The following is a 17086-nucleotide window of genomic DNA, read 5'->3' on the forward strand; positions in this document are numbered from 1 at the left end:
CGCGCTCGCTTGGCGCGCGCGGCGGCGGACCCTATGTGCCGGGACGCATGGCACGTATTCCTACCCGCTCGAACGACTGGGGTTTCCCGCGCTGGCGCGGCTACGGCGCGGGCCGCGACGCGGCGAGCGTGCGGCTGTGCGACCGTCACGGCTGCGAGGAGCGCGGCGACTGCCCCGCGCCCAAATCGCCCAACAGCCCTGATCGCTGGTATTTCTGCCAGACGCACGCGGCCGAGTATAATCGCGGCTGGAATTACTTCGAGGGCTTGTCGGCGGAGGAGGCGGCGGCGCGCGAGGCGGACGAGCGTCGCGACGCGGGTGGTTACCAGCAGTCGCGCCACCAGGCCTGGGCCGGACCCGGCGATGGCACGCGCTCGCGCGACGAGATGCGCGCGCTCGAAATGCTCGAGCTCGAGGTCGACGCCTCCTTCGACGACGTCCGGCTGGCGTGGCGCCGGCTCGCCAAGTCGAATCACCCCGACGTGCGGCCCGGTGACGCCGAGGCGGCCAAGCGCTTCCAGGCGATCCAGGCGGCCTATGAGGTGCTGCGCGCGGCCGAGGACGCCCGCACCTGGAAGCCGCGGGCCGAGGCGTGAGGGACGAGCTCCGCGCGCGCTGGGGCGGCGCGCTGCTGGTGTGCGGCAAATGTTCGAAGAAGCTCGGCGGCGGCTTCGGCCGCAAGGGGAAGACGTCGCTCGTCAAGGCGCTCCGTGATGAACCCGGGCTGGGCAAGGGTCGAAAGGTGGCCCTCGGCGTGGTCGAGGTGCGCTGTCTCGGCGTGTGCCCGCGCGGGGCGGTGACATTGGTCGACACGCGCGCGCCCGATCGCTGGCGACTTGTCGAGCCAGGGGCTGATGTCGCGACACTGGCGGCGGGGCTCCGCTCGCAGGACTGAGGGGGGCGGACCACGTCGTGTGGGAGGCACGCTTGCCGCCACTCTCCTCGCCATTCCCGCGCAGGCGGGTGTCCAGACGCGCTAACGTTGGGGCTCCGTCGCTGCCGGCAGCGTGTATGGATCCTCGCCTGCGCGGGAACGAGGAAAGGAGGGGGAGAGCCGCTCGTACATGGCGCGACCGCCTTCTGATCAAATCAACGCGACGCGCGGCACCTCAGCCCGCGTACCGCCGCGCGGTCTCGCGGATCAGCGCGATCATGTTCGGAATGCCCTGGGTCCGGTTCGAACTCAGCTGCGCCTTGAGCTCGAACGGCGCCAGCGCGCCTTCGATGTCGGTCGCGAGGATCTCGTCCGGCGCGCGGTCCTGCACCGTCAGCAGCACCAGAGCGATGATCCCCTTGGTGATCGCGGCGTTGCTGTCGGCGAGGAAGTGGAGCGTGCCATCCTCCGCCCGTGTCGGATAGACCCATACCGAGGCGGAGCAGCCCCGCACCAGCGTCGCCTCGGTCTTGAGCGCCGCGGGCATCGGCTCCAGCGTGCGGCCCAGCTCGACCAGCAGGCGGTAGCGATCGTCGCCCTCGACGAACTCATATTCCTCGCGGATCGCGTCGAGCGTGGGCAAAGTGTCGGTCATCACGCGCGGGCTAGCCGCCGCACGCCCGCGCCGCAACCGCTCAGAGGTCCACTCCCGCCGCGATCGCCTCGAGCTTGCGGATACGCTCCTTCAGGTCGGCGATCTCGATGCGCGCCCCCGCGCTGGGCACCGCCGCGGGATGCTCGGGGCGGTCGAGCCCGAGCTGCTGGTGCTTGAGCTGAAGCCAGCCGCGCCAGCCGTTGAGCGCGGCGTAGATCAGCATCGCCAGACCGGCGAGGCCGGTCGCGGCCATGCTGAGATAGAAGGTGGGATCTGACATGGCTGTCGTCTCCGTGGCGGGTTGATGTCAGCGGTCGCGCAGCTGCTCGATCTGGCGTTCCAGATCGGCGCGACCGTGGCTGTCGGTGATCAGGCGCTCAAGCACCGCGACGCGCTCCTTGAGCTGGCGCACCTCGTCGTTCGCGCGGCCAGCGTCGACGCTCGGGTAGCCGGCGCCGTCAGCGCCGCGCGTCCGGCCGATCGCGCGGTAGCGCTCCTGCAGCACGCGTCCGACCATCAGGATGAAGATGATGGCGACCACCATCGAGAACGGACCCATCTACTCTCTCCGTTAAAAGCGACGCCGCTCAGTTGAGCCGGTCGTCGCGCAATTGTTCGATCTGGGCGGCGACATCGGCGCCGCGGTCGGTGGCGATCCGCTCGAGCACGCGGACGCGTGCCTCGAGCCGCTCGGTGTGCGCCGCATATTGCGCCGCCTTCTCCGCCGTGGCCTCGGTCAGCACCTGCGCCATCCGCTCCTTGTGGATCAGCCAGCGCCGGAACATCTCGCCGCCGACACCCAGGATCACCGGCAGTCCGATGACCACGAAGGTGATCATGAAGAGCGTGAAGCCGTTGAGCTGTTCGAACGACATGGCGTGTCTCCTCCGGTTTGGCGTCAGCGGTCGCGCAGCGCCTCGATCTCGCGCGCGGTGCGCACCGCGGGATCGGTGGCGATCCGCTCGAGCACCGCGATCCGCTCCTCCAGTCGGCCGACCTGGCCGGTAAGCCGCTCGTTCTCTGCCTCCAGCAGCAAGACGCCGCGATCGGGGCCGATCGCGTCGCCCGCGAGTGCGTGCGCGCCGTGACGTCGTCGTCCGCGCCGGTCGTCGTCGAGCGGATAGCCGTGCCGCGCCCGCACCCAGGTGCGGAAGGCGTGCGAGGCGCTCACCGCGGTGACGATCCCGACCGGCACCATCCAACCCATGTCCATCTCCGTGCCTCCCTCTCGCGCGGTGTCAGCGCAGGCTGTCGATCTCGCGCGCGAGCGCGCTGTTGCGGCTGGTGTAATGGAGCTCGATGTCGGCGAGCCGCCGGTCGATCTCGCGGAACTTGGCGCGCACCTCAGCGGTGGAGCGCTTAGGATTGGAGCGCACGCCCTGCCAGAATTTCTGGTCCTCGCGGTCCTGATACAGGCCGGCGGGCTTGGTCTCGGCCATCCAGGCGATCAGCACATAGGCGAGGATCGTCCACCAGAAGCCGCTCGCCAGCGTGAGCAGCACGGTGATCACGCGCACCCACACGACGTCGATCCCCGTATAGTCGGCGATCCCTGCACAGACGCCCTTCCACTGGCCGTTCTGCGGATCGAGGTAGAATTTGGTACGACTGTCGGACATCAGTTCCTCCGATCGATCGAGCGCGCCGTCGGCTGGTCGAGGCGATAGTCGGGCTGGCTGCGGTAATCCGCCATGCCCGGCCGGAAATCGGGGTTGTCGGCGGCGACGATCCGCTCGACGGTGTTGACACGGTCCTCCAGGCGGCGCGCGAGATTGTACATCTCGTCGAGCAGCCGCTCGTCCTCGTCGGTCATCCGCGGCGCGGTTTTCCAGCGCGTGACGTAATGGAGGATCAGCCACGGTAAACCGATGAAGAGCGAGGTGATCGCGATCATTGGGACAAATACGTCTTCCACCTCAATTCTCCCGGTTCAGCTTGGCCTTGAGCGCGGCGAGTTCGGCGTCGATCTTGTCGCTCGAGCGCAGCGCGTCGAACTCGTCCTCGAGCGTGCGCGGGGTGAGACCCATGGCCTCGGCGCGACCCTCGGCCTCGTCGGCGCGGCGCTCCAGCACCTCGAAGCGGCTGAAGGCATCGTGCGTCTTGGGCCCGTTCCACATCTCGCGCAGCTTCGCCTTGGTGTTGGCGCTCTCCAGCCGGGTCGCGATCGCGTTCTGCTTGGCGCGCGCCTCGCGCAGCTTGTTCTGCAGCTTGGCGATATCCTCCTCGGACGAGCGCAGCGCCTCGTCGAGCACGGCGACCTCGTCGCGGAGCTGCGCCCCCATCTCGGCCGCCTTGCCGCGCTCGACCAGCGCCGCCTTGGCGAGGTCCTCACGATCCTTCGACAGCGCCAGCTCGGCCTTCTCGGTCCAGCTCGCCTCGATCTCGGCCAGCTTCTGAATATGCCGCCGCATCTCCTTCTGATCGGCGATGGTGCGGGCGGCGGACGCGCGCACCTCGACCAGCGTCTCCTCCATCTCGAGGATGATCATGCGGACCATCTTCGCCGGGTCGTCCGCTCGCTCGAGCAGCTCGGCCATGTTGGCGGCGACGATGTCGCGGGTGCGGGAGAAAATGCCCATCTCGATAAGGACTCCTGCGTCAGTCGGTCCCTTGTAGCGGATCGCGCGGGCGGCGGGGAGGGTGCCGTGCCGCGCGGCGCGTCACGCCACCCGGTGGATCGGCGTGCTGCCCAGCGCGGTCGCCGGACCGATGGCGCCGAGCACCATCGTGGCGCTGACGACGAGGGTGAGGGCGAGAGCGGCGAGCTTGCTGGTGCGATCGGTGCGGGTCATGGTGTGTCTCCTTGGTCCTGAGTTGCCCAGAGCATTGCAGGAGGCGTGCCAATCGCCGGCGGCCGCTCTCAACCCCAGCATTTCCGCCATTCCCGGACATGCCGCGCCGTAAGTTGTGTCTTGGAAGATTTCGACGGTTGCCAGCGCTTGGCAATCTGCGCCAGAAGTTGGCGAATGGAGCGAACGACCCAGGTCATCGGACAGTCCGGCGTCTTCCTCGACGCGCTCGAGCGCGCGAGCCGTGCTGCCGCGCTCGACCGACCGGTGCTGGTGATCGGCGAGCGCGGCACGGGCAAGGAGCTGGTCGCCGAGCGGCTCCATCATCTCAGCCAGCGCTGGGACCATCCGCTGGTGACGATGAACTGCGCCGCGCTGCCGGAGACTTTGATCGAGGCCGAGTTGTTCGGCCATGAGGCCGGGTCCTTCACCGGCGCGACCAAGGCGCGTGTCGGCCGCTTCGAGGAGGCGGACGGCGGCACCTTGTTCCTCGACGAACTCGGTACCTTGTCGATGGGCGCGCAGGAGCGTTTGCTACGCGCGGTCGAGTACGGCGAGGTGACCCGCATCGGCGCCTCGCGCCCGCGTCGCGTCGACGTCCGCATCGTCGCCGCGACCAACGAGCATCTGCCCGACCGGGTGGACGCCGGCACGTTCCGCGCGGACCTGCTCGACCGGCTCTCGTTCGAGGTTGTGACGCTGCCGCCGCTGCGCGCGCGGCGCAGCGACATCGCGGTGCTCGCCGACTTCTTCGGCCGCCGCATGGCCGCCGAGCTCGGCCGCGACGAGTGGGAGGGGTTCACCCACGAGGCGATGGAGCTGATGCGCTCCTATCGCTGGCCCGGCAACGTGCGCGAGCTGCGCAACGTCGTCGAGCGCGCGGTCTATCGCTGGGAGCGCGGCGGCGCGATCGGCGAGATCGAGTTCGATCCCTTTGATTCGCCTTATCGCCCCGGCGCCCCGCGCCCGGCGTCATCGAGCCCGTCACCATCACCGACCGGGACGGCGGATACGCTCGCGAACGAGCCGACGCGTGAAGCGAGCGCCGAGGCCGACGACGAGCAGGTCGCCGCCTGCGAGGTCGGTCCGTCCGACTTCAAGAGCCGGGTCGCCCGCTTCGAGCGCGAGCTGCTCGCCAAGGCGCTCGCCGACCATCGCTTCAACCAGCGCGCGACCGCCGAGGCGCTGGGGCTGAGCTACGATCAATTGCGCCACGCGCTGCGTCGCCACGACCTGATCGGGGCGGTTGCGTAACGATCAGTTGGGAGCCATTTGGGCGATCGTCGCGTTGCGCACGCGAACCCACAGGAGGATTCCATGGCATTCGATCTCCCGCCGCTGCCGTACGACTATGACGCGCTGGAGCCGGTCATCTCCAAGGAGACGATGACCTTCCACCACGACAAGCACCACAAGGCCTATACCGACAAGCTCAACGAGGGCGTCGCGGCGGACGCGAAGCTGGAGGGCCAGTCGATCGAGCAGATCCTCGGCCAGATCTCGTCGCTGCCGCCGCTCCTGCGTAACAATGGCGGCGGCTATTGGAACCACGACTTCTTCTGGAAGATCATGGGCAAGCCCGGCAGCACCAGCGGCCCGAGCGGCAAGCTGGCTGAGGCCATCGACGCCTATGGCGGGCTCGATAAGCTCAAGGAGGATTTCAACACCAAAGGTGCGGGCCAGTTCGGCTCGGGCTGGGCCTGGGTGATCGTCGACCAGAGCGGTCAGCTCAAGGTGACCTCGACGCCGAACCAGGACAATCCGCTGATGGACGTGGTCAGCGACCGCGGCACGCCGATCCTGGGGAACGACGTGTGGGAGCACGCTTATTACCTCACCTACAAGAACGACCGGCCGGGCTATCTGAAGGCATGGTGGGACGTGGTGAACTGGGACGAGGTGGGTCGCCGCTTCGAGGTCGCTGCGGGGTGACGTGAGCGGTCGGGGGCGCCGCGTCGGGAGACCAAGGCGGCGCTCTCGCGATCCGGTGTCGCGAGCCTCGTCATAGGACAGACACCTCGTCGCAGGAGAGAAGGCGGGCTCGATGCCTGACGATGGGCTGCCACCCCCCCCCCGGGGGTCGGTCCACCGCCGCTGAGGGAGGCCCACCGGCTCTCTGCGGAGCACCTCTTTTGCAGGGGAAGTACTTCAGTCACGTCGGTCGGTACAAGGACCGTCGGCCTCTGCGACGTGGCCTGTCAGGGCACTCTCAGCGCCGCGGCGTGTCCGGCGCGCGGCGCGCGAACACCACCACCATCCCGAGCGTTGCCAAGGCGCCGATCCCGCCGACGGCCACTACCAGTGCGCTGGGTACGTCCATGAACCTCTCCCTGCCGCTTTGCGGCTCTCGTTGTGACAGGAGAGTGACGCGAGTCGGCGGGCCGCGCAATGGTCTTGTTGCGCCACCCGCCCGAAGGACTTTCCGAATTATTCCAGGTCGTTCTCACTGACGACGATGACCCCGCTGCCGTTCCCGCGCGACAGGGCAGCGAGGGTCGCCTCGCTGACCGCATCGACGAAGCGGTTGAACATGTCGATCGCGTCGCCATCGGGCGAATCGCCGCTCAGCGCCTCGAGCACGTCATATTGCACCGCGAACTCGTACTCGTCGCCATCGACCTCGCCGGTGAATTCCACCTGGCGCTCGTCGATATTGTCGAGCAGCGAGTTGTTATCGATCTCCAGCTCATTCGCGGCCATGACGTCTCCCTTTGATGCGGCGGCTACAGAAGAGCGATAAAGCTGTAGCCGGCCCGGGTGTTCCGCGCTGAGCGCACGAACGGGTCAGCGCGCGAACCAGATGACGTGCGTGGCGCCCTTGCCGTTCGACCGCGCGCGCACCTTAACCTCCTCCACGGCGAACCCGGCGCGCGCGAGCCGCCGTGCGAAGGCGGGATCGGGCGCGGCCGACCAGATCGCGAGCACGCCATTCGGGGCCAGGGCGGCGCGCGCGTCGTCGAGGCCGCGCGCGTGATAGAGCGAATCGTTCGCCTCGCGCGTCAGCCCGTCGGGGCCATTGTCGACGTCGAGCAGGATCGCGTCGTAGCGGCGCTTCGCCCGCCTGATCACCGCGCCGACGTCGCCGATCTCGAGCGTCACGCGCGGATCGTCGAGGCACCCGGCGGTGAGCGCGGCCATCGGCCCGCGCGCCCAGTCGATGATCCCAGGGACCAGCTCGGCGACGAGGATCTCGGCGTCCTCCCCGAGCCGGCCGAGCAGGGCGCGGAGCGTGAAGCCCATGCCATAGCCGCCGACCAGCAGCCGGGGCGACGGACGGCCACCGAGCCGCTCGCATGTCATCGTGCCGAGCGCCTCTTCCGAGCCGCTCATGCGCGTGCTCATCAGCTCGTTGCGGTCGAGCACGATCATGTGATCGGCGCCGCGCCGGAAAAGCCGCAGCGGCGCGCCGCCCGGGACCTCCGCGATCCCGACCAGCTCGCGCTGGATCACTTGCGCTGACGCGCCTTGCGGGCGGCGTAGCGCGCGTCGCGCGCCGCCTTGAGCTCGGCCGCCGTCGGCAGCGACACCGCGCGCTTGGCGGCGGCCTCGACGGCGGCCTGTTCGGCCGCGGCCGCCTCGGCCTCGGCCTGAGCGCGCGCTTCTTCCTTGGCGGCCTTCTTGGCCTCGATCGCGGCGCGGTGCGCGGCGCGCTTCTCCTCCTCGGCCGCCTCCTTGGCCGCGCGCGCGGCGGCGCGCGCCGCCACCTGCTCGGGATCGGGCGCGGGCCGGTTCTTCAGCAGCTCGAGCGCCTTCTGCTTGGCGTCGCGTGCCGCCTGCGCGCGGTCGTTGAAATCGGGGGCTTTGAAGCCTGCCATGCCTGAGTCGTCTCCGTTCGAAGGGGCCGGTGATGTTCCGGCCCATAGCACAACGGCCCCGCATCGCTGCGGAGCCGTTGAAAAAACTGGTGGACGCACTTGGGCTCGAACCAAGGACCCGCTGATTAAGAGTCAGCTGCTCTACCAACTGAGCTATGCGTCCGTGACCGGCGGGAAGAAAGCGGTTGGTGCCGCCCCGCGATCGGGAAGCGCGCCTCTACCAACGCGCCTCAGCTTTGCAAACCCCTTTTTTCGCGCCGCGGCGAGAAAAGCCGCTCACCAACGCTGCCGCAATTTCGAGGAGCGATCGATCCCCATCAGAATGCCCAGCGAGATCAGCACCGTCATCTGCGCCGAGCCGCCGAAGCTCACCAGGGGCAGCGGGATGCCGACCACGGGGGCCAGCCCCATCACCATCATAAGGTTGATCGCCATGTAGAAGAACATGGTCGTCGCGAGCCCCGCCGCGGCCAGCTTGGCGAAGCGGTCCTCGGCGCGGACGCCGACGTTGATGCCCCAGCGGATCACCAGCAGGAAGGCGATGATCAGGAAAGCGCCGCCCGCCAGGCCCCATTCCTCCGCCATGGTGGCGAAGACGAAGTCGGTATGGCCCTCGGGCAGATAGTCGAGATGGCTCTGCGTGCCGTTGAGGAAGCCCTTGCCGAAGATCCCGCCGGAGCCGATCGCGATCTTGGACTGGCTGATGTGGTAGCCGGTGCCCAGGGGATCGCTCTCGGGATCGAGGAAGATCAGCACGCGGTGGCGCTGATAGTCGTGGAGCACATATTCGAAGGCGACCGGGATAGCGACCGCGACCGCCAGCGCACCGCCGACGAACAGCCGAAGCGGGATGCCGGCGAGGAACATCACGGTGGCGCCGCCCGCGCAGATCATCAGCCCGGTGCCGAGGTCAGGCTGCGCCATCACGATCATCGCCGGCAGGCCGATCAGCACCGCCGCGGGCCACAGCGCGGCGAAGCGCCGCGTCTCGGTCGCGGGCAACAGAGCGTAGAAGCGCGCGCAGGCCAGCACGATCGCCAGCTTCATCAGCTCGGACGGCTGGATCCGGATCGGGCCGAAGCCGAGCCAGCGCTGGCTGCCGCCGCGCACCGCGCCGAGCAGCTCGACCAGCACCAGCAGCACCAGCATGATCGCGTAGATCCAGAAGGCCGAGCGCTTCCACCAGTCGAGCGGCACGCGCGACAGCACGACCGCGCCCGCGAGGAACACGACGAAGCGCAGACCCTGCGGCACCACCCAGGGAGTCATGCTGCCGCCCGCGGCCGAGTAGAGCACCACCAGCCCGAAGCCGCCGATGCCGGCGACCAGCAACAGCACGCGCCACGGCAGCGCCGCGAGTGGGGCGGGGACGAAGCCGCTCACTCGCGCCCGGTCCCGCCGTCGCCGCGACCACCCTCGCTGTCGGGCTCAGGCGATCCGGTGCGCGCCGGGCCGTTGCCCGCGGCAGTGTCGGCCGCCTGCGCCTCGGCAGTGGCGTTGGAGGCATCGGTCGCCGCGGCGACCGCGTCCGAGCCCGTCGCCGCGACATCGTCGAGGTCTGGGCGCGGCGGGGGAGGGGCATGCGCGGCGCGATAGGCCGCGGCCTCCGCCGCCATCCGCGTGCGGATGTCGCCGCCCCAGGACGGCTCGACCTCGGCGAGGCTCTTCAGCGCGCGCTCGCGGTCGAACAGATAGGTCATGATGTCGCGCCCGATCATCGGCGTGTCGAGGTTGCGCACGGTATGGCCGTTATGCTCCAGCACCACCGCCGCGGCGTAGCGCGGATTGTCATAGGGCGCGAAGCAGACGAACAAGGCGTGGTCGCGCAGCTTGAACGGCAGCTGCCCGTTCTTGAGCACGCCGCTGCGCCGCTCCGCGGTGCTGATGTGGCGCACCTGCGCGGTGCCGGTCTTGCCCGCGATCGCGACCCCGGGCACCTGCATCCGCGCCAGGCCGCCGGTGCCGCCGGCGTTGACCACGCCGTACATGGCCTCGCGGATGAGCCGGAAATGCTCGGGGTCGATCGCCATCGGCTGGGCGCGCGGCTTGAACGGGTCGCGGATCAGCGTCGGCTGCAACTCCAGCCCCGAGCCGAGCCGGCTCGCCATCACCGCGAGCTGGAGCGGGTTGGCGAGGACATAACCCTGACCGATCGAGGCGTTGATCGCGTCGGCGACTTTCCACTCGGTCTTGTACTTGCGCCGCTTCCACTCGCTGTCGGGAACGGTGCCGTAGCGCTGCGTGGAGAAGGGCAGGTCGAACTTCTGCCCCAGCCCGAGCGCGCGCGCCACCGGCGCGATCTTGTCGTAGCCGACGCGCCGCGCCATCTCGTAGAAATAGATGTCGCAGCTCTGCATGATCGCGTTCTTGAGATCGAGCGGGCCGTGGCCGTGGCGCTTGTGGCAGTGCCACACGCCGTTGCCGACCTGGAACGCGCCCGAGCAGAACACGCGGTCATTGGGGTCGACGCCAGCGGCGAGCAGCGCCAGCCCGTTCATCGGCTTCACCGTCGAGCCCGGCGGGTACAGCCCCTGGGTCACCTTGTTCATCAGCGGGACGTGGTCGTTCTCGCTGAGCATCTTCCACTCGAGCTGGCTGATCCCCTCGGAGAAGCTGTTGGGATCATAGGCGGGCATCGACACCATCGCGAGCATCTCGCCGTTGGTGCAGTCGAACACCACGCACGACCCCGAGTTGGTGCCGAGCCGCCGCGCCGCATATTCCTGCAGCCCGGCGTCGATCGTGAGCCGCAGCGTGCGCCCGGGCACGTCGGGGCGGGTGGCGAGCTCCTTGACGAGCTTGCCGCGCGCGGTGACCTCGACCCTTTTGGCGCCGGCGGTGCCGCGCAGCAGCGGCTCCATCGTCTTCTCCAGCCCGTCCTTGCCGAGCTTGAAGCCGGGAGTGAGATAGAGCGGGTCGCGTACCTTCTTATACTGCTCCGCCGTGGCGGCGCCGACATAACCGATCAGATGTGCCACCGCGGCGCCCTGCGGATAGTGGCGCGCGAAGCCGCGCGACGGCGCGACGCCGGGCAGTTCGGGCTGGCGCACCTGCACCGCGGCGAAACGGTCCCAGTCGATGTTCTCGGCGATCTCGACCGGGCGGAAGCCGGGCGAGTGTTTCAGCTCGGCCTCGATCTGCGCCATCTCCTCGTCGTCGAGCCCGAGCAGCGCGCGCAGCCGCGCGAGCGTGCGGTCCTTGTCCTCCAGCCGGTCGGGGATCACGTCGACGCGGAAGTCGGTGCGGTTGCTCGCGATCGGCTGGCCGTTGCGGTCGACGATCCAGCCGCGCCGCGGCGGGATCATCGTCATGCTCACGCGGTTGCGCTCGGACAGCAGGTTGTAATGTTCGTTCTGCGTGATCGCGAGATAGCCCATCCGAGAGATCAGCAGCCCGCCCAGCCCGATCTGGCCAGCGCCGAGCAGCCAGGCGCGGCGCGAGAAGCTGTAGGCCTGCGCGGCCTCGGTCATGACGCGCGGCGGCCGCGCCATCAGCGTGCCCGCTTGAGGTCGATCCACGCCACCAGCCGGGCGGCGGCGGGGAAGAGCAGGACGGAGAGGATGATCTGGAGCACGAGCACGCCGTCGACATAGGCGGAGAGCGGGCTCGCGAACAGCCGTCCTCCCGCCAGCACGAGCGCGATCGCCACCGCGGCGATCGCCCAGCTCTGCGCGAAGTCGCGCATGCCCGAGCGCGCCTCCAGCGCCTCGACCAGGAAGAAGGCCAGCGTCCACAGCAGCATCGCGCTGCCGAGCGGCTGGCCGGAGACGAGATCGTCGAACAGGCCGAGCAACGCCGGTGCCCAGACGCGCAGCGACAGCGGCGCGAGCAGCCGCCACGCCAGCATCAGGAGCAGCCCCAGCGGGGGCAGCAGCCCCAGCGAGGCGTTCCACGGCAGCGTCGTCGCCAGCGAGCCCGCGAGCACGCTCGCCCAAGGGAGGAGGCGCGCGCGGCCGGGTGGCAGCGGCTCCTGGAATAGCGGGCGCGCGGGGAGCGTCACGGCTCGGGCGTGGGCGTAGGCGAGGGCTCGGGCGCGGGGGCGGGCGGGGCGGGGGGCGGCGGCATGAAGGCGCGGTGCACCAGCGCGACGTCGAGCGAGTCGGGGCGGGCGAAGGGCCGCGCCGGCGCGCTGTCAGTGCCGGCACGCAGGACGCGCGCGACCGGCACGCCGGGGACGAAGATACCTCCCGTGCCCGAGGTGACGAACAGGTCGCCGGGGCGGAACCGCCCGTCCGCGGTGTCGATCGTGCGCACGTCCACCAGCCCGTCGCCGCGGCCCGCCGCCAGCGCGGGCCGACCGTCGCGCGTGCGGCGCACCGGAACGACGCTCTCCGGATCGGTGATCAGCAGCACGCGCGCGGTGTCGGGGCCGACGTACAGCACGCGGCCGATCAGCCCCTCCGGCCCCGTCACCGGCTGGCCGTCCGCCACGCCCTGGAAGCTGCCCGCGTTGAGCAGCCCGAAGCGGCGCGTGCTCGACGCGCTGGTGCTGACGATCCGCGCCGCGGCGATCGTCTCGGGTAGCCGGTCGCGCAGCACGAGAAGGCGCCGCAGCCGCGCGTTCTCGATCTGCGCCTGACGCCCGGCGAGCAGCGCGCCGCGCGCCTGGTTGAGCCGCGCGCGCAGCTGCCGGTTCTCACTGCGCACCTGGAAGTGGCTGGCGATCGCGTCGGGGACCGAGGCGAGCTGGCTGCCCGCGCCCGCCAGCAGCGCCGCCGGCGGCGCGGTCAGCTCCGCCACCGCGGCGCGCAGCGCGTTGAAGGCGACCGGATTGAAGGTCGACAGCGCGAGCAACACCCCGCCGACCACCGCCCCGGCGATGCCGAGGATGTAGGTGAGGAACAGACTATATTGCGCGCGCCGCGAGAAGCCCGGACGCCGATCCCGTGACGGCGCCATTGCCGCCATCTCCTCGCCTCGAGCTTACCCGTTCTGAAGAACAGCGCGGAACATCGGATCCTCGAGCGCGCGGCCCGTGCCGATCGCGACGCAGATCAGCGGGTCGTCGGCGACCGTGACCGGTAGCCCGGTCTCGTCGCGCAGCACCTCATCGAGCCCCTGGAGCAGCGCGCCGCCGCCGGTGAGGACGATGCCCTGGTCGACGATGTCGGCGGCGAGCTCGGGCGCGGTATTCTCCAGCGCGATACGCACGCCGTCGACGATCGCGGCGACCGGCTCGCTCACCGCCTCGGCGATCTGCGCCTGGTTGATCTGGATCTCCTTGGGCACGCCGTTGACCAGGTCGCGGCCCTTGATGTGGACTGTCTTGCCGATGCCGTCGATCGGCGGCTTGGCGCAGCCCAGCTCCTGCTTGATCCGCTCGGCGGTAGCCTCGCCGATCAGCAGGTTGTGATTGCGGCGGACATAGCTGACGATCGCGTCGTCCATCTTGTCGCCACCGACGCGCACCGAGGTGGTGTAGGCGAGGCCGCGGAGCGACAGCACCGCCACCTCGGTGGTGCCGCCGCCGATATCGACGACCATCGAGCCGACTGGCTCGGTCACGGGCATGTCGGCGCCGATCGCCGCCGCCATCGGTTCCTCGATCAGATAGACCGCGCTCGCGCCCGCGTTCTGCGCGGCGTCGCGGATCGCGCGGCGCTCCACCTTGGTCGAGCCCGAGGGCACGCAGATCACGATCTCGGGCCAGCGCATGAAGCGGCGGCGGCCGTGCACCTTCTCGATGAAATACTTGATCATCTGCTCGGCGACGTCGATGTCGGCGATGACGCCGTCACGTAACGGGCGGATCGCCTCGATCGAGCCGGGCGTCTTGCCCATCATCAGCTTGGCGTCTTCGCCGACGGCCTTGACCCGCTTCTGCCCGTTGATCGTCTCGACCGCGACCACCGACGGCTCGTTCAGCACGATGCCGCGTCCGCGCACGTACACCACCGTGTTCGCGGTGCCGAGATCGATCGCCATGTCGTGCGAGGTCATCTTGAACAAGCGCGAGAATACCATTGAGGTTGTGGTCCGTTGCTGTGCGCGCCGGGCGGGACGACCGGCCATGTTCGTCTATATCCGATCCGCGCGCCGCCGCCGTGAATCATGCGTGCAATTCTATCTGCGGGGTCGCGGGAAGCGGCGGCTTGGGCTAGGTGCTGCGCTGTGTCAATACGCCGGCTCCCCTCGCATCTGGTCAATCGCATCGCCGCGGGCGAAGTGGTGGAAAGACCGGCCAGCGCGTTGAAGGAGCTGGTCGAGAACGCGATCGACGCCGGCGCCACTCGGGTCGCGGTGGTGCTCGCTGCCGGGGGCGTCGAGCGCATCGAGGTGGCCGACGACGGCTGCGGCATGACCCCCGAAGAGATCGCGCTCGCGCTCGAGCGCCACGCCACTTCCAAGCTGCCCGACGACGCGATCGAGGCGGTGCGGACGCTCGGCTTCCGTGGCGAGGCGCTGCCGTCGATCGCCTCGGTGGCACGGCTCACGATCGAGAGCCGCCCGCGCGGCGCCGAGGGTTGGGCCCGCACCGTCGACAATGGCGCGGTCGAGCGCGACGGGCCCGCGGCGCTGCCGCCCGGCACCCGCGTGGTGGTGGAGGGGCTGTTCGCGCGGGTGCCGGCACGCCGCAAGTTCCTGCGGTCGCCGCGTTCCGAATATGCCAGCTGCCTCGATGTGGTGAAACGGCTCGCGATGGCACGGCCCGACATCGCCTTCGCGGTCGAGCATGACGGCCGTCGGGTGATGGGGGTGGTCGCGGCAGAGGGGCGGCCGGCGCGAGTCGCCGCGCTGACCGACCGCGCGCTGGCCGACAATTCGGTCGCGGTCGACCTGGCGCGGGAGGGCCATGTGCTCGGTGGGGTGGCGGGGCTGCCGACCTTCCACCGCGGGGTCGCCGATCACCAATATCTCTTCGTCAATGGGCGGCCGGTGCGCGACCGGCTGCTGATCGGCGCGATCCGGGGGGCCTATGCCGAGATGATGCCGCGCGATCGCCACGCCGTGGTGGCCCTGTTCCTCGACGTCCCCGCGAGTGAGGTCGACGTCAACGTCCACCCCGCGAAGACCGAGGTGCGCTTCCGTGACCCGGCGCTGGTGCGCGGCATGATCGTCTCGGGACTGCGCCGCGCGCTCGACGCCGCCGGCCACCGCGTCGCGCACTCGGCGCCGGCCGACATCGGCGCGTTGTGGCGGCCCGAGCCGGTCGCCGCCTTCGCGGCACCGCCGTCCGGCCTCGGTGCCACGTCATCGGCCGCGGCGGCGCTCGGCGGCACGCTGCTGCGTGAGCATCGCACCACCTTCCTGACGCCACCGCCGCAGGCGCGCGCGGAGGCGAGCTGGGCGCCGCCGCCCGAGCGCGACGATTTCCCGCTCGGCGCGGCGCGCGGACAAGTGAACAAGACCTATATCGTCGCCGAGGCGCAGGACGGGCTGGTGCTGGTCGACCAGCATGCCGCGCACGAGCGACTGGTGCTGGAGCGGATGCGTGCCGCGCTCGCCGGCGGGCGCGTCGCGAGCCAGGCCCTGCTGATCCCGGAGGTGGTCGAGCTGGATGAACCCGCCTGCGACCGGCTCGAGGCGCGTGCCGCCGAGCTCGCCGACTTCGGGCTCGAGCTGGAGCGGTTCGGCGCGCGCGCCATGCTGGTCCGCGCCACGCCCGCGCTGCTCGGCAGCGGCGACCCGAGCGCGCTCGTCACCGACCTCGCCGACGAGCTCGCCGCCTATGACGAGGCATTGTCGCTGCGCGAGCGGCTCGACGCGGTGGCGGGGACGATGGCGTGTCACGGCTCGGTCCGGGCGGGGCGCTCGCTGTCGTTGGCGGAGATGAACGCGCTGCTGCGCGAGATGGAGGCGACGCCGCATTCGGGCCAGTGCAACCACGGCCGCCCGACCTGGGTGAAGCTCGACTTCCCCGACATCGAGAAGCTGTTCGCGCGACGTTGAGGGCCGCGAGGAGCGTTCATCGCGAGCGGTCACTGTCGGATGGGCCAGCGGCCGCTGTCGCGCGAGCGCCCACCCCTCGCGGCGCGGGGCACGATCGATCCTTTGATGAGGTTCAGCGTCCTGCCGAGGACGACTCGCGCGGCGCCATCACCTCGATCACCCCGGCGGCGACGTGCGCGGTGACGGGCGTGTGCGCCAGCACCTCGCCGTCGATCGAGATCGGCAGCGGCGGGTCGCTGCGCACGCGGATCGACGTGCCCGAGAAGGTCACCACCTCGTGGTGGCGCTCGTCGCGGCCGAGCCAGCTCGCCGCCCAGTTGGTCACCAAACGGCGCTTGTAATGTCCCTTCACCACCTGGACGACGATCTTGCCCGAGTCGACCGCGGCCTCGTCGACCAGCCAGGTGCCGCCGTGATACGGGCCGTTGGAGATCCGCACCTCGACCGCCTTCAGCTTCTGCTCGCCCTGACCATCGCCCGCGTCGACGTAGAGCGTGAAGGGCCGAAAGCGGGTCAGCTGGTAGCCCGCCCAGCCGAGATAGCCGAGCCGCCCCGCCACCTTCTTGAGCCGGTGCGGCACCGTCTCGGCGATCTGCGGGCTCAGCCCCATCGCGGCGCAGTTGGCGAAATAATCGTCGTCGATCATGCCGAGGTCGATCCGTCGCGGCGCGCCGGTGCGGAACACTTCGATCGCGCCGTCGATGTCGAGCGGCAGGCCGAGCGTGCGCGCGAAGCTGTTGGCGGTGCCGAGCGGCAGCACGCCGAGCACGACGTCGTGGCCGACCATCAGGTCGACCAGCCCGCTGATGGTACCGTCACCGCCCCCGAGGATCAGCAGGTCCGGCTTCTTCTCGAGCGCCTTGCGCACGGTGCGGTCGAGGTGCTTGGGATCCTTCACCGCGTGCGGCTCCACCTTGAACGGCAGCTCGCGCAGGCGGCGGCAGGCGCGGCGGAACAGCTTGCGCCCGCGCCGCGACTTGGCATTGACGACGAGCGCGGCGGAGCGGATCTCTCTCATACGCGGGCCAACGCGCGAGCGGCAGTTCCGCTGCCGTAACGCTTG

At 70.0% G+C, this 17086-nt stretch carries 23 protein-coding genes and 1 tRNA gene; 5 read left to right on the forward strand and 19 right to left on the reverse strand.

Annotated features, from left to right (window positions below; all coding sequences use genetic code 11):
* The first annotated feature begins 47 nt into the window (after window positions 1-47).
* Together K7957_RS02665 and K7957_RS02670 are read left to right on the forward strand one after the other, a co-directional pair.
* Window positions 48-596 carry a J domain-containing protein gene (locus K7957_RS02665; RefSeq protein ID WP_223010429.1) on the forward strand — a complete coding sequence of 183 codons (549 nt, stop codon included), beginning with the start codon at window positions 48-50 and terminating at the stop codon, window positions 594-596.
* Window positions 593-895, forward strand: a complete 303-nt coding sequence (locus tag K7957_RS02670; RefSeq protein WP_223010430.1) for a thioredoxin domain-containing protein — start codon at window positions 593-595, stop codon at window positions 893-895. The genes K7957_RS02665 and K7957_RS02670 overlap by 4 nt, the downstream gene beginning before the upstream one ends.
* A 214-nt stretch (window positions 896-1109) precedes the next feature.
* Here the strand turns inward: K7957_RS02670 and K7957_RS02675 are convergent, their stop codons facing one another.
* From K7957_RS02675 to K7957_RS20515, 9 genes are all read right to left on the reverse strand, one after another.
* Window positions 1110-1529, reverse strand: coding sequence for a SufE family protein (locus tag K7957_RS02675; RefSeq protein WP_223010431.1), 420 nt, complete (start codon window positions 1527-1529; stop codon window positions 1110-1112).
* A 40-nt stretch (window positions 1530-1569) separates the two neighbouring features.
* Window positions 1570-1809 carry a hypothetical protein gene (locus K7957_RS02680; RefSeq protein ID WP_223010432.1) on the reverse strand — a complete coding sequence of 80 codons (240 nt, stop codon included), beginning with the start codon at window positions 1807-1809 and terminating at the stop codon, window positions 1570-1572.
* 27 nt (window positions 1810-1836) lie between these two features.
* Window positions 1837-2088, reverse strand: a complete 252-nt coding sequence (locus K7957_RS02685; RefSeq protein ID WP_223010433.1) for a hypothetical protein — start codon at window positions 2086-2088, stop codon at window positions 1837-1839.
* A 28-nt stretch (window positions 2089-2116) separates the two neighbouring features.
* Window positions 2117-2404, reverse strand: a complete 288-nt coding sequence (locus K7957_RS02690) for a hypothetical protein (RefSeq protein WP_246616619.1) — start codon at window positions 2402-2404, stop codon at window positions 2117-2119.
* Between the two features lie 23 nt (window positions 2405-2427).
* The gene (locus tag K7957_RS02695) at window positions 2428-2736 is read right to left on the reverse strand and encodes a hypothetical protein (protein WP_223011090.1); all 309 of its coding nucleotides are present in this window, start codon (window positions 2734-2736) and stop codon (window positions 2428-2430) included.
* Between the two features lie 31 nt (window positions 2737-2767).
* Complete coding sequence (gene pspC, locus K7957_RS02700; RefSeq protein ID WP_223010434.1) at window positions 2768-3148, reverse strand: envelope stress response membrane protein PspC; 381 nt, start codon at window positions 3146-3148, stop codon at window positions 2768-2770.
* A complete protein-coding gene (gene pspB, locus K7957_RS02705; protein WP_223010435.1) occupies window positions 3148-3444 on the reverse strand; it encodes an envelope stress response membrane protein PspB in 297 nt (98 codons plus the stop codon). Before pspB ends, pspC begins: the two co-directional genes overlap by 1 nt.
* Before the next feature lies 1 nt (window position 3445).
* On the reverse strand, window positions 3446-4108 hold the full coding sequence (gene pspA / locus K7957_RS02710; RefSeq protein WP_223010436.1) for a phage shock protein PspA: 663 nt from the start codon (window positions 4106-4108) through the stop codon (window positions 3446-3448).
* Window positions 4109-4189: 81 nt separating this feature from the next.
* Entirely contained in the window at window positions 4190-4321 is a 132-nt protein-coding gene (locus K7957_RS20515) for a hypothetical protein (RefSeq protein ID WP_281422790.1), read from the reverse strand.
* Between the two features lie 174 nt (window positions 4322-4495).
* Here K7957_RS20515 and pspF point away from each other — a divergent pair, with 174 nt between their 5' ends.
* The gene (gene pspF / locus K7957_RS02715) at window positions 4496-5572 is read left to right on the forward strand and encodes a phage shock protein operon transcriptional activator (protein WP_223010437.1); all 1077 of its coding nucleotides are present in this window, start codon (window positions 4496-4498) and stop codon (window positions 5570-5572) included.
* 63 nt (window positions 5573-5635) lie between these two features.
* Window positions 5636-6250 carry a superoxide dismutase gene (locus tag K7957_RS02720; protein ID WP_223010438.1) on the forward strand — a complete coding sequence of 205 codons (615 nt, stop codon included), beginning with the start codon at window positions 5636-5638 and terminating at the stop codon, window positions 6248-6250.
* Between the two features lie 495 nt (window positions 6251-6745).
* On the opposite strand, the gene K7957_RS02725 is transcribed toward K7957_RS02720, so the two are convergent.
* The 9 genes from K7957_RS02725 to K7957_RS02765 form a co-directional block, all read right to left on the reverse strand.
* Window positions 6746-7018: a DUF1488 family protein gene (locus K7957_RS02725; protein ID WP_223010439.1), complete on the reverse strand. Its 273-nt coding sequence runs from the start codon at window positions 7016-7018 to the stop codon at window positions 6746-6748.
* Between the two features lie 84 nt (window positions 7019-7102).
* On the reverse strand, window positions 7103-7768 hold the full coding sequence (locus K7957_RS02730) for a spermidine synthase (RefSeq protein ID WP_223010440.1): 666 nt from the start codon (window positions 7766-7768) through the stop codon (window positions 7103-7105).
* Window positions 7765-8133, reverse strand: a complete 369-nt coding sequence (locus K7957_RS02735; RefSeq protein ID WP_223010441.1) for a DUF6481 family protein — start codon at window positions 8131-8133, stop codon at window positions 7765-7767. The genes K7957_RS02730 and K7957_RS02735 overlap by 4 nt, the downstream gene beginning before the upstream one ends.
* 87 nt (window positions 8134-8220) lie before the next feature.
* A tRNA-Lys gene (locus tag K7957_RS02740) sits at window positions 8221-8296 on the reverse strand.
* Window positions 8297-8409: 113 nt separating this feature from the next.
* Complete coding sequence (rodA, locus tag K7957_RS02745) at window positions 8410-9516, reverse strand: rod shape-determining protein RodA (RefSeq protein ID WP_223010442.1); 1107 nt, start codon at window positions 9514-9516, stop codon at window positions 8410-8412.
* Window positions 9513-11624, reverse strand: a complete 2112-nt coding sequence (gene mrdA, locus K7957_RS02750) for a penicillin-binding protein 2 (RefSeq protein WP_223010443.1) — start codon at window positions 11622-11624, stop codon at window positions 9513-9515. The genes rodA and mrdA overlap by 4 nt, the downstream gene beginning before the upstream one ends.
* The gene (gene mreD / locus K7957_RS02755) at window positions 11624-12133 is read right to left on the reverse strand and encodes a rod shape-determining protein MreD (RefSeq protein ID WP_223010444.1); all 510 of its coding nucleotides are present in this window, start codon (window positions 12131-12133) and stop codon (window positions 11624-11626) included. Before mreD ends, mrdA begins: the two co-directional genes overlap by 1 nt.
* Complete coding sequence (mreC, locus tag K7957_RS02760) at window positions 12130-13032, reverse strand: rod shape-determining protein MreC (RefSeq protein WP_223010445.1); 903 nt, start codon at window positions 13030-13032, stop codon at window positions 12130-12132. Before mreC ends, mreD begins: the two co-directional genes overlap by 4 nt.
* 24 nt (window positions 13033-13056) lie before the next feature.
* Window positions 13057-14097: a rod shape-determining protein gene (locus K7957_RS02765; protein ID WP_246616620.1), complete on the reverse strand. Its 1041-nt coding sequence runs from the start codon at window positions 14095-14097 to the stop codon at window positions 13057-13059.
* A gap of 147 nt (window positions 14098-14244) precedes the next feature.
* Here K7957_RS02765 and mutL point away from each other — a divergent pair, with 147 nt between their 5' ends.
* On the forward strand, window positions 14245-16023 hold the full coding sequence (mutL, locus tag K7957_RS02770; RefSeq protein ID WP_223010446.1) for a DNA mismatch repair endonuclease MutL: 1779 nt from the start codon (window positions 14245-14247) through the stop codon (window positions 16021-16023).
* Between the two features lie 112 nt (window positions 16024-16135).
* Here the strand turns inward: mutL and K7957_RS02775 are convergent, their stop codons facing one another.
* Entirely contained in the window at window positions 16136-17041 is a 906-nt protein-coding gene (locus tag K7957_RS02775; RefSeq protein ID WP_223010447.1) for a diacylglycerol/lipid kinase family protein, read from the reverse strand.
* Window positions 17042-17086: the final 45 nt, after the last annotated feature.

Origin of the sequence: Sphingomonas yunnanensis (assembly GCF_019898765.1) — a bacterium.
GTDB lineage: Bacteria > Pseudomonadota > Alphaproteobacteria > Sphingomonadales > Sphingomonadaceae > Sphingomonas > Sphingomonas yunnanensis.